We start from the raw sequence: 11,672 nt of genomic DNA on the forward strand, positions 1-11,672 counted from the left end.
GTCCTTTGCCCCCTGTCGTCCCGGTCACGGATGGCCGTAATCCCGGAGTTCCACGCCTGATGAATGCCCACGCCGTCCGCGTCGCGCTGATCACCCTTGTTTCCACCGCCGCGCTCGGCTTTGCGTACGCCCAGAACCCGGCGCCCGCGCCGTCGCCCACGCCGCAGCAGCCGGCCGCGCTCAGCGACGAGCTGCCGGTTCCGGACGCGCCGCCGGTCACCGGTACCGCATGGCTGCTGATGGATTACGCGACAGGCCAGGTGCTTGCGGGCCACAACGCCGACGAGCGCGTCGAACCGGCCAGCATCACCAAGGTGATGACCAGCTACGTGATCGCCGCCGAGATGAAGGCCGGCAAGGTCGGCGCCGACGACGACGTGCTGATGAGCGTCAACGCCTGGCGCACCGGCGGCGCCGGTACCGACGGCAGCTACAGCGGCTTCGAGGTCAACAAGACCGCGAAGCTCGTGGACATGGAAAAGGGCATGGTGGTGCAGTCCGGCAATGACGCCGCGATCGCCCTGGCCGAGCACGTCGCCGGCAGCGAGGAGGCGTTCGCCATGCTGATGAACGCCTACGCCAAGCGCATCGGCATGAAGAACTCCAACTTCGTCAATGCGCACGGCCTTTCGGCGCCGGAGCACTACTCGACCGCGCGCGACCTGGCGCTGCTCGGCCGCGCGCTGGCGCGCGATTTCCCGCAGGAGTACGCGTACAACAAGATCAAGGAATTCACCGTCGGGCCGATCACCCAGCGCAACCGCAACCTGCTGCTGTGGCGTGACCAGAGCGTCGACGGCATCAAGACCGGCCACCACTCGGGCGCCGGCTACTGCCTGCTGGCGTCGGCCAAGCGCGGCGACCAGCGCCTGGTCTCGGTGGTGATGGGTTCCACCGGCGAGAACCAGCGCGCCGTGGATTCGCAGGCCCTGCTCAACTGGGGCTTCCGCTTCTTCGAGACCCACAAGCTGTACGACGCCGCCAAGCCCGTGGCCACGCAGAAGGTGTGGAAGGGACAGGTCAACGAACTCAGCCTCGGCGTCGCGCAACCGCTGCTGGTGAGCGTGAACCGCGGCAAGTACACCCAGCTCAAGCCGACGATGGACGTGCCCAAGACCCTGGTGGCGCCGATCGCCAAGGGCCAGGCCATCGGCACCGTGCGCGTGAGCCTGGATGGCAAGGTCGTCGCCGAAGCGCCGCTGGTGGCGCTGGAAGGCGTGGAAGAGGCCGGGTTCTTCAAGCGCCTCTGGCACGAACTGCTGATGTGGTGGCAGACGGTCTGACGCCGTCCACCCCCAGGTTCAACGCGACAGGCCGAACAGCGTCGAGTTGACCCAGCCACGGTTGCCGAGCTCGTCGTCCACCTCCCACATCAGCTCCGAGCGGTTGCCGGTGGGGTAGAGCATCATCCCGACGTCGAGCTCGCGCACCGCGCCGCCGCGGCCGTCGGCCTGCTTCAGCAGGCGCCCGGGCTTCTGCATGGTCACCGCCTGCTGGGCGTTGGCCGCCGAGGCATTGCCGGGCAGGCCGCCGAGCTGCGCGACCAGGTCGGTGTAGGCCTGCAGGTAGGCCAGTGCGATCACCTGGCCGATCTCGGTGTTGGCGTAGCCGGTGGCGCCGCCACCGCCGAAGCCGCCCGAGAACAGGCCCGCGCCCGCGCCCCAGCCGAGGTCGGTCTTGCTGGCGTGGCCCTCGGTCATCGCCACCTGCTCCGAGGAGCGCATGTCGGTGACAGTCAGCACCACATCGGCGGTCTTGCGCTTGAGGTTGAGCCCGCCGACCACCGCCGCGGCGGTGCTGTTGCCGATCATCCCGCCGAGCAGGCCGCCGATGCTGTTGCCGCCCGAGTTGGCGTTCTGCGCCACCAGGTCGGGCACCAGCACGTAGTCGGCGGCGCGGATCTGGCCCTTGCCGAGGTTGGAGCCGCCGCGCAGGTCGCCGGAGGAGGCCAGCCCGCGTTCGGCCTGCATCGCGGCCATGCCCTGTCCGCGGTCGACCAGCGTGAAGCAGCGCGACTTGCTCACATAGACCTTGATCACCGCGGTGGGCGAGGCCAGCTGCTGGCCGCTCCACCAGTTGCGGCCCGGCGGCTCGGCCACCGAGATGGTGCCCAGGCTCTGCGCACAGGTCGGGATCTGGTTGGCCTGCTGCGCCCGCTGCTGCTGCGCGGTCTGCGCCTGCGCCGGCGCGGCCAGCAACAGGCCGATGGCGCACGACAGTGCGAGGGTGGCGGCCGGGATGGCGGCACGGTGGTCGATCAACATGGCATCTCCTGCCCGAAGGCGTAGCGGTTACCGCGGAAAACGCGGGCAGGCCCTGTCGCAGGCCAGGTTCGGCGCTTGGATTTCGCGCCTCGATCCCCATAATCGCGAAATGGAGATCAAATCCGACAACCCCGAGCACGGCTTCCAGTTCCCCGGTGATTTCGAGATCACCGCGGTAGGTCCCGTCACCGCGGGCCTCGAGGTCGAGGTGCCCAACCTGCTGCGCGCGGCCGGCCTGACGGTGCTGCACGAAACCGTGACCACGCGGGCCTCGAGCAGCGGCAAGTTCGCATCGATCAGGCTCAGCTTCCGCGCCAACTCGCGCGAGGAGTACGAGACCGCGCATGCCGCGCTGCGCGAGCATCCCGAGGTGAAGTGGACGCTGTAGCGGCCGCGCCGCGACCAGCGCTGCTGCGCGAACTCGGCCGGCAGCCCTACGAACCGGTGTGGCGCGCGATGCAGGCGTTCACCGACCGCCGCGACGACGCGACGCCCGACGAGCTGTGGGTGGTGGAGCACGATCCGGTGTTCACCCTCGGCCAGGCCGGCAAGCCCGAACACGTGCTGCTGCCTGGCGACATTCCCGTATTGCACGTCGACCGCGGCGGCCAGGTGACCTACCACGGTCCCGGCCAGCTGGTGGTCTATCCGCTGCTCGACCTCAAGCGCCTGAAGATCGGCGTGCGCGATTACGTCTGCCGCATCGAGCAGGCGCTCATCGACACCCTGGCCGGCTGGGACATCGCCGCGGCGCGCCGCGAGGGCGCGCCTGGGGTCTACGTGGGCGACGCCAAGATCGCCGCGCTCGGCATCCGCGTGCGCCGCGGCTGCACTTTCCACGGCCTCGCGTTCAACATCGCGATGGACCTCGAGCCGTTCCGCCGCATCAACCCCTGCGGCTACGCCGGGCTCGCGGTGACCTCGGTGGTAGAATGCGGCGGTCCCGCAAGCCTCGATATCGCTGGCCCCGCGCTGGTCGCGACCCTCGCCACGCAGTTCGGCCTGGCGCCGTCAGAAGCGCCTCGAGAAGCGGTTTTTGCCACGGCCACGAGATCATGACCAACACCTCCGCCAAGTCCATCCCGCTCGCCGTCATCGCCGATGCCGGCGCGCCGTCGCTGGTGCCGGGGGTCAAGCAGGTCGCGGGCGACAAGATCGGGCGCTCGCCAGTGGAATTCGTGGACACCCCGGTGCTGCGCAAGCCGTCCTGGATCCGCGTGCGCATCCCGTCCAACGGCGCGGTTGCCGCGCTCAAGGCCAAGCTGCGCGAGAACCGCCTGGTCACGGTGTGCGAGGACGCCAGCTGCCCGAACATCCACGAGTGCTTCGGCCACGGCACCGCGACCTTCATGATCCTGGGCGACGTGTGCACGCGCCGCTGCAGCTTCTGCGACGTCGCCCACGGCCGGCCGAAGCCGCCCGACGCCGACGAGCCGCGCCGCCTGGCCGAGACCGTCGCCGACATGGGCCTGAAGTACGTGGTGGTGACCTCGGTCGACCGCGACGACCTGCGCGACGGCGGCGCCCAGCATTTCGTCGACTGCATCGCGGCGATCCGCGCGCTCACCCCGACCACCAAGGTCGAGGTGCTGACGCCGGACTTCCGCGGCAAGGGCCGCATGGACCGCGCGCTGGAGATCCTCGCGGCCAATCCGCCGGACGTGTTCAACCACAACGTCGAGACCGTGCCGGAGCTGTACCGCAACGTGCGCCCGGGCGCCGACTACCAGTGGTCATTGACCCTGCTGCAGCGCTTCAAGGCGCAGCATCCGGACGTCACCACCAAGTCGGGGATCATGCTCGGCCTCGGCGAGACCCTGGAGCAGGTGCAGGGCACCCTGCGCGACCTGCGTGCGCACGACGTGGACATGGTCACGATCGGCCAGTACCTGCAGCCCAGCGCGCATCACCACCCGGTGTTGCGCTACTGGACGCCGGAGGAGTTCAAGGCCTTCGAGGACTACGGCATGGCGCTTGGCTTCACCCACGTCGCCTCGGGGCCGCTGGTGCGCTCCTCGTACCACGCCGACCGCCAGGCCGCCGGTGCCGGCGTCGCGGGCTGAGCCCGTCGCGCCGCGGCCGCCACGGCGCTTGTTCATCGTTCACACCCATGCCCATTCCCGCGGTTAGAGTGGGTTTGCGCCTTCCCGATGCAACTTCCAGCACTGTCCCCGGCCCCAAGGGCAGGCGATCGTGGCCCAGGCGCCACCCCGCAGCGACGCGAGCAACGAGCGAGTACGAATGAAAGCCAGGCAAGCCATTTCCATCTCCGCGATCGTCCTCGCACTCGCCACCCCGCTGGCGCTGATGGCGCGCGCCGACGGCGGCGCCATCCCGGCCGCGCCGACCGCCGACCACGCGACCACGTCGAAGCTGGTCTACGGCCTGCTCTCCGACAGCCGCTACGCCTACCGCCCGCGTGCGCTCGACGCGGCGATGTCGGCTGACATCTTCAAGCGTTACCTGGAATCGCTCGACGGCAACAAGCTGTTCCTCTCGGCCGGCGACGTCGCGCGCTTCGCGCGCTACGAGCCGCGCATGGGCGATGCCGTCCGCCAGGGCGACGTGGGCCCGGCCTTCGAGATCTTCGCCCTGTACAAGCAGCGCGTCGACGAGCGCGTGGCGTACGCGCGCGGCCTGCTGAAGCAGGACATCTTCGATTTCAGCAGCGACGAACGCTGGTACTACGACCGCGAGGACGCGCCCTGGGCGGCCGATGGCGCCGAGCTCGACGGCCTGTGGCAGAAGTCGGTGCGCAACGACTGGCTGCGCCTGACCCTGGCCGGCAAGAGTGCCGCCGAGATCCGCACCACGCTCGACAAGCGCTACGCCAACATCGCCTCCAGCATCGCCCAGCTCAACGGCGAGGACGCGTTCCAGAGTTTCCTCAACGCCTATACCGCGTCGATCGACCCGCATACCGACTACTTCAACCCGCGCACCGCCAAGCTGTTCACGCAGAGCATGTCGCTGTCGCTGGAAGGCATCGGCGCGCAGCTGCAGCGGCAGGACGACGTGGTGGTGATCCGCGAGCTGATCCCCGGCGGGCCGGCAGCGACCAGCAACAAGTTCACGCCCGGCGACCGCATCGTCGCTGTCGGCCAGGGCACGAGCGGGCCGATGGAGGACGTGATCGGCTGGCGCATCGATGATGTCGTCGAGAAGATCAAGGGCAAGGCCGGCACCCAGGTGCGCCTGGACGTGGTGCCGGTGGAGGCCGTGCTCGACAGCGCGCCGGTGCGGATCACCCTGACGCGCGCCAAGGTGCGCCTCGAGGAGCAGGCGGCCAAGTCCAAGATGCTCGACATCCCGGGCGTCGATGGCGCTCCCGCCAAGCGCATCGGCGTGATCGAGCTGCCGGCGTTCTACCAGGACTTCGAAGGCCGCCGCAGCCGCGATGGCGACTATGCGTCGGCCACGCGCGACGTGGCGCGCATCCTCGGCGAGTTCCGCGGCAAGGCGGTCGACGGCGTGGTGCTCGACCTGCGCAGCAACGGCGGCGGTTCGCTGAACGAGGCGGTCGAGCTGACCGGCCTGTTCATCGACCAGGGCCCGGTGGTGCAGGTGCGCGAATCCGGTGGCCGCGTCAGCGTGGAAGCGGACCGCAAGGCCGGTGTGTCGTGGGACGGCCCGCTCGCGGTGCTCGTCAACCGCGGCTCGGCCTCGGCCTCGGAAATCGTCGCCGGCGCCATCCAGGACTACGGCCGCGGGCTGGTGATCGGCGAAACCACCTTCGGCAAGGGCACGGTGCAGAACCTGGTCGACCTCGACCGCTGGCCGGCCAACGAAGGCAAGCGCTACGGCCAGGTCAAGCTGACCATCGCGCAGTTCTTCCTTCCGGGCGGCAGCAGCACGCAGAACAAGGGCGTGGTGCCCGACATCAGCTTCCCGGTGACGGTGGATGCCAGCGTGTTCGGCGAGAGCACCTACGACAACGCGCTGCCGTGGACGCGCATCGCCGCCGTGCCGCACACGCGCTACGGCAACTTCGCCTCGTTGCTGCCGCGGCTGGATGCGCTGCACGCCGCGCGCGTGGCGAAGGACCACGAGTTCCGCTGGTTCTCGCAGGACGTGGCCGAGTTCCGCGCCGAATCCGAAAAGAAGTACATCTCGCTCAACGTGGCCGAGCGCCGCGCCGAGCGCGACCGCCAGGACGCCAAGCGCAAGGAGCGCCAGGCCGAGCGCCAGCGCCTGGGCCTGCAGCTCGACCCGCTGGCCGACATCGACAGCGACGATGGCCTGACCGCGAACGAGCGCGACATCGCCAAGGACACCGCGCGCGAAGCCGCCGCGGAGAAGCGCCCGGATCCGCTGCTGCGCGAGTCGGCGGCGATCCTGGCCGATGCGGTGCGCCTGCTCGATGCCGACCGCAAGCTTTCGGCCACGGTGCTGCCGGAGTCGACCGGTCCGGGGCTCTGGGCGCGCTGAAACGCGCCCCGCGCTCCGGCGCGGCATGAGCCCGCAGCGCCCGGCCCTGGGTCACGATTCGCGCCACCATTCCGTGGTTGGTCCGCAGTGATGCGGGCCCCGCGGCTGCCCGCGGCGTAGAATCCCCGCACGCCGCCAGGTCCGTCCGGGCCGCGTTCCCTCCCGATACCTCTACGCCCTGGACATTGCGATGGGTGCTGCCCCGTTTCCGGCTCCACGCAACGCCACCGGGCCGTCCGTCGTGCTCGCGCTCGCGGCGGTCTACCTCGTGTGGGGCTCCACGTACCTGGCGATCCGCTTCGCGCTGGAAGGTGGCTATCCGCCGCTGCTGATGGCGGGCGTGCGCTTCCTCGCCGCCGGTGGCGTGTTCTACGCATTCCTGCGCCTGCGCGGCGTGCCCGCGCCGACGCGCGCGCAATGGCGCGATCTCGGCGTGATGGGCCTGCTGCTGCTGGGGCTGGGCAACGGCATGGTGTGCATCGCGCAGCAGACGGTGTCGTCCGGCCTGGCGGCGGTGGCCGTGGCCTCGGCACCGCTGTGGATCGCGCTGTTCGCCAGTCTGCGCGGAGAACGGCCGATGCGGCTGGAACTCTTCGGGCTGGGCATCGGCTTTGTCGGCGTGCTCTGGCTCAACGCCGGCAGCTCGCTCACCGGTTCACCGCAGGGCATGCTGGCGCTGCTGGTCGCGCCGCTGGCATGGGCCTGGGGCTCGGTGTGGAGCCGCGGCCGCGCGTTGCCGACGCCCTTCATGGCGGCAGCCGGTCAGATGCTCTGCGGCGGCGTGCTGATGCTGGTCGCAGGCCTCGTGTTCGGCGAGCGCATCACGGCCATGCCAACGCCGAAGGCGAGCGCGGCGCTGGCCTATCTCGCGGTGTTCGGCTCGATCATCGGCTTCACCGCCTATGCCTGGCTGCTGCAGAACGTGCGCACCACGCTGGCCGGCAGCTATGCCTACGTCAATCCGGTGATCGCGGTGCTGCTCGGCACGTGGCTGGCGGCGGAACGCTTCAGTGGCCATGACATCGGGGCCATGGTGGTGATCCTGGGCGGCGTGGTGGTGATCACCCTGGGCAAGGCGCTGCGCGCGCGTGCACGCGCGCCAGCCGCCGCAGCGGCGGCCGGCGAAACCCAGCCGTGAGCCGGCTCGACAGCAAGGGCGTGTGGATGGCCGTCGGCGCGTTCGTGCTGTGGGGCGTCATGCCGCTCTACTGGCACCTGCTCAAGATGGTGCCGTCGTTGCAGATCGTCCTGCACCGGATCGTGTGGAGCGCGGTGTTGGTGGCCGCCTGGCTGTTCTGGAAGCAGGGCGGTGGCTGGTTGCGCGCGGTGCTCGCGCAGCCGCGGCTTGCGGGGATGCTCGCGGCCAGCGGCGTGCTGATCGCGTTCAACTGGGGGCTGTACATCTGGGCGGTCAATGCCGGCCATGTCATCGAGACCAGCCTCGGCTACTTCATCAACCCGCTGCTCAACGTGGTGATCGGCGTGGTGTTCCTGCGCGAGCGCCTCAACTCCGTGCAGTGGGTTTCGGTGGCGATCGCCGCCGCGGGCGTCGCCTGGCTGACCTTCAACTACGGCAGCTTCCCGTGGATCGCGCTGACGCTGGCAAGTTCGTTCGCGCTGTACGGCGTGATCCGCAAGTTCGCCGCGATCGATGCGGTCGCCGGCCTGGGCGTGGAAAGCGCCTACCTGTTCCTGCCGGCGCTCGCGGCACTGGCCTGGTTCGAATTCCAGGGCACCGGTGGCTTCATCGGCGGCTGGGGGGCGGGCGTGGACCTGCTGCTGGTGCTCGGCGGCGCGCTGACCGCGCTGCCGCTGGTGGGGTTCGCGTACGCGGTGCGGCGCGTGCCGCTGTCGATGGTGGGCGTGCTGCAGTACATCGCGCCGACGCTGCAGTTCCTGATCGGGCTGCTGGTGTTCCAGGAACACTTCGACCGCGACCGTGCGATCGGCTTCGCGCTGATCTGGGCGGCGCTGGCGGTGTTCATGATCGATGGCATCCGGCGCGCGCGCCGGAGCGCCCGCGCATGACCGGCGCAGGTTACGACCTCGCCGTCATTGGCGGCGGCGCCGCGGGCGCGCTGGTGGCGATGCACTGCCTGGCGCGCGACCCGGGCATGCGCATCGCCATCATCGAGCCGCGCGCGACGCTGGCGCGCGGGGTGGCGTATTCGACCACCCGCGACGAGCACCTGCTCAACGTCACCGCCGATCGCATGGGCTGGCACGCGGCGATGCAGGGCGACTTCGTGGCATGGCTGCAGGCCGTGGATGGCGAGGCCGCCGCGGACGTGGGCCACGACTTCATGCCGCGCCGCCGCTTCGGCGACTACCTCGCCGCGCGCCTCGCCGAAGCCGCGGCCAGCGGTGCTGTCGTTCACGTGCACGCGCGGGCGGTGGCCTGCGAGGACGGCGGGCGCACGGTGGTGCTGGCGTCGGGCGAGCGCCTGCATGCCGCGGCGTGCGTGCTTGCCACCGGCAACGCGTCGCGCCCGCTGCCGTTGTCCGTGCCGGCGGAGATCGCGGCGCGGGTCTGCGAAGCCTGGGACCTGGCGGCGATCGCCGCGATCCCGGCGGATGCCCGGGTCGCCATCGTCGGCACCGGGCTGAGCATGGTCGACATCGTGCTGGCGCTGCGCGGGCAGGGACATCGCGGCCCGGTCATCGCGCTGTCGCGGCACGCGCTGCTGCCGCTGCCGCACGAGCCCACGCACATGGCGCTCGATGTCGACATCGATGCGCTCGCCGCGCTGCCGCTGCGCGCACGCATGCGCCGGCTGCGCGCGCTGGCCACCGCGGCGACAGCCGCCGGCCTGCCGTGGCAGGGCGTGATGCAGGCGCTGCGCCCGCACGGCGTGCGGCTGTGGCAGTCGCTGTCGCCCGCCGACCAGGCGCGCTTCCTGCGCCACGTGGTGCGCGGCTGGGACGTGCACCGCCACCGCATCGCGCCGCAGGTCGTGGAGGCGCTCGAGGCGATGCGCGCCGACGGACAGCTGCGGGTCGAGGCCGCACGGCTGGCGGCGATCACGACTGATGGCGACGGCGTCGCACTGCACGCGGTGGCGCAGGGCGGAAAGCCGGCGCGCCATTGGCAGGTGGACCGCGTGGTCAATGCCACCGGCATCCAGTCGCGATTCCCGGTGGCGGACGATGCGCTCCAGGCGTCGCTGCTCGCCGCGGGGCTCGCGCGACCGGGTCCGTTCGGCCTCGGCGTGGATGTCGATGGTGATGGTGCTCTGCGTGACCGCGACGGCAGTGCCGCCGCGGCGCTGTTCGCGATCGGCAGCCTACGCATCGGCGCGGAGTGGGAAAGCATCGCCGTGCCCGACCTGCGCCTGCAGGCGGCACGCATCGCCGCCCGGCTCAGGCCCGCAGCGCGATCCAGCTGATCGCCGCGGTGCCGGCGACTGCAATCGCCACGCCCGCATTGCGCCAGTTCCGCGCCCTCCGGCGCAGCCGGCGCACGCGTTCGTCGTTGACGGCGCGGGCCTCGGCGATCAGCGGCGCCGCTTCCGCCTCGGCGCGCGCGTAGGCCTTGCGGTCCTCGCGCGCCTCGGCGGCGAGCGCGGCATCCTCGTAGACCTCGAACGCGCGCCGCTGCAGGTCCAGGAGGCGCGCCTCCAGCTCCGCGTTCGACAGCGCGTGGAGGTCGCCGCCGGTCATGCCGCGCGCAGGGCGTCGGTCACCGGCATGGTCGCCGCGCGCAGCGCCGGGAACAGGCCGCCGACGAAGCCGATCGCCAGCGCCCACTTCAGGCCCTCCCAGAGCAGGGCGGGCGACACCTTGAACTCGAACGTGAGCTGGGCGACGCCGCCGGCGAGCGTCGATGCCGTGTAGCCGTTGAACACCAGCCAGGCGATCGCACCGCCGAGGGCGCCGCCAAGTGCCGCCAGCAGCATCGTCTCCAGCAGCACCGCGACCACCACCGGCACGCCGCGGAAGCCGATCGCGCGCAGCGTGGCGATCTCGCGTGCACGCGAGGCGACGCTGGCGAACATGGTGTTGAGCGCGCCGAACACCGCGCCGATCGCCATGATCGAGCCGACCACGATGCCGATGATGCGCAGCACCTTCGACACGCCTTCGGACTGGCCCTGGAAATAGTCGAGCGTGGTCTTCGCCTCGACCTGCAGGCGCGGGTCGGCGGCCAGCGTGGCCTTGAAGGCGTTGAAGGCGGACGGCGCGGACAGGCGCGCGAACACCGAGGCCCGGCTGCTGCCGCGACCGTAGGTGGCGGCCACGACTTCGGCATCGGCCCAGACCTCCGACTCCATCGAATCGCCCGACTCGAACACGCCCACCACCGTCCACGGCTGGCTGCCCAGGCGCAGCTCGCTGCCGGGGTCGAGGCCGGTGAACTGGCGGCGCGCGCCCTTGCCGACCACCAGCTCGCGCTTGCCGGGTTCGAAGCGCCGTCCCTCGACGATCTTCATGCCCGGCCGCACCGCCCACGCCATGTCGCCGACGCCGCGCAGCTGCACGCTGCCATCCTCGTCGGCGGCGCCGCCGCGGACCGGCAGGTTGGCCGCCACCACCAGCTCCGGCGAGGCCATCGGCCGCCCTTCGGCGTCACGCGCGATCTCCGGGGCGCGCTCGATGGTGGTGATGGCGTCGCGCGTCATCACCGACATCAGCTCCGCCGACGAGCCGCCGCGCAGCACGATCGCGGTCTGCTCGTCGCCGCTGCTGCTGACCGTGTGCCGGTAGCCTTCGGCCATCGCCAGCAGCGCCACCAGCACGCCGACCACGCCGGCGATGCCCACGATCACGACCGATGACGAGCCGAGGCGCTGCGACAGCGTGCTGACCCCGACCATGGTCACCGAAGCGGCCTGCCGGCCGCTGCGGGCCAGCAGCATCCACAGTGCGAAGGCGGCGGCCACGCCGAGCAGCGCCCACCACGGCAGGAAGATCCACGCGGCGAGCACGAGGGCGATCAGCAGGACCAGGCCGGCGGCGCGGAGTACCTTCATCAAACGATTC

11 protein-coding genes are annotated in these 11,672 nt (G+C 70.9%); 8 read left to right on the top strand and 3 right to left on the bottom strand.

Annotation, left to right across the window (positions count from 1 at the left end; translation table 11 throughout):
* Window positions 1-59 precede the first annotated feature (59 nt).
* Window positions 60-1,283 (top strand): D-alanyl-D-alanine carboxypeptidase family protein, encoded by a 1,224-nt coding sequence (locus JHB91_RS11570; protein WP_199472973.1) that lies wholly within the window; start codon window positions 60-62, stop codon window positions 1,281-1,283.
* An 18-nt stretch (window positions 1,284-1,301) separates the two neighbouring features.
* Here JHB91_RS11570 and JHB91_RS11575 read toward each other — a convergent pair whose 3' ends face one another.
* On the bottom strand, window positions 1,302-2,264 hold the full coding sequence (locus JHB91_RS11575; RefSeq protein WP_199472974.1) for a CsgG/HfaB family protein: 963 nt from the start codon (window positions 2,262-2,264) through the stop codon (window positions 1,302-1,304).
* 109 nt (window positions 2,265-2,373) lie between these two features.
* Between JHB91_RS11575 and JHB91_RS11580 the strand changes: the two genes are divergently transcribed.
* The 7 genes from JHB91_RS11580 to JHB91_RS11610 all read left to right on the top strand — a co-directional run bounded on the left by JHB91_RS11580 (window position 2,374) and on the right by JHB91_RS11610 (window position 10,078).
* Window positions 2,374-2,652 carry a DUF493 family protein gene (locus tag JHB91_RS11580; RefSeq protein ID WP_199373641.1) on the top strand — a complete coding sequence of 93 codons (279 nt, stop codon included), beginning with the start codon at window positions 2,374-2,376 and terminating at the stop codon, window positions 2,650-2,652.
* Complete coding sequence (lipB, locus tag JHB91_RS11585; protein WP_199472975.1) at window positions 2,640-3,323, top strand: lipoyl(octanoyl) transferase LipB; 684 nt, start codon at window positions 2,640-2,642, stop codon at window positions 3,321-3,323. Before JHB91_RS11580 ends, lipB begins: the two co-directional genes overlap by 13 nt.
* Window positions 3,320-4,327: a lipoyl synthase gene (lipA, locus tag JHB91_RS11590; protein WP_199373637.1), complete on the top strand. Its 1,008-nt coding sequence runs from the start codon at window positions 3,320-3,322 to the stop codon at window positions 4,325-4,327. The genes lipB and lipA overlap by 4 nt, the downstream gene beginning before the upstream one ends.
* Before the next feature lie 178 nt (window positions 4,328-4,505).
* Window positions 4,506-6,692 (top strand): carboxy terminal-processing peptidase, encoded by a 2,187-nt coding sequence (locus JHB91_RS11595; protein WP_199472976.1) that lies wholly within the window; start codon window positions 4,506-4,508, stop codon window positions 6,690-6,692.
* Between the two features lie 190 nt (window positions 6,693-6,882).
* Window positions 6,883-7,830: a drug/metabolite exporter YedA gene (gene yedA, locus JHB91_RS11600; RefSeq protein ID WP_199472977.1), complete on the top strand. Its 948-nt coding sequence runs from the start codon at window positions 6,883-6,885 to the stop codon at window positions 7,828-7,830.
* 26 nt (window positions 7,831-7,856) lie between these two features.
* Complete coding sequence (gene rarD, locus JHB91_RS11605; RefSeq protein WP_199473245.1) at window positions 7,857-8,720, top strand: EamA family transporter RarD; 864 nt, start codon at window positions 7,857-7,859, stop codon at window positions 8,718-8,720.
* Window positions 8,717-10,078 carry an FAD/NAD(P)-binding protein gene (locus JHB91_RS11610; protein ID WP_199472978.1) on the top strand — a complete coding sequence of 454 codons (1,362 nt, stop codon included), beginning with the start codon at window positions 8,717-8,719 and terminating at the stop codon, window positions 10,076-10,078. The genes rarD and JHB91_RS11610 overlap by 4 nt, the downstream gene beginning before the upstream one ends.
* On the opposite strand, the gene JHB91_RS11615 is transcribed toward JHB91_RS11610, so the two are convergent.
* Entirely contained in the window at window positions 10,053-10,352 is a 300-nt protein-coding gene (locus JHB91_RS11615; protein WP_199373629.1) for a hypothetical protein, read from the bottom strand. The genes JHB91_RS11610 and JHB91_RS11615 overlap by 26 nt on opposite strands.
* The gene (locus JHB91_RS11620; RefSeq protein ID WP_233348202.1) at window positions 10,349-11,662 is read right to left on the bottom strand and encodes an ABC transporter permease; all 1,314 of its coding nucleotides are present in this window, start codon (window positions 11,660-11,662) and stop codon (window positions 10,349-10,351) included. Before JHB91_RS11620 ends, JHB91_RS11615 begins: the two co-directional genes overlap by 4 nt.
* Window positions 11,663-11,672 lie beyond the last annotated feature (10 nt).

The organism is Luteimonas sp. MC1828 (assembly GCF_016461615.1).
In the GTDB taxonomy this organism is placed as follows: Bacteria; Pseudomonadota; Gammaproteobacteria; order Xanthomonadales; family Xanthomonadaceae; genus Luteimonas.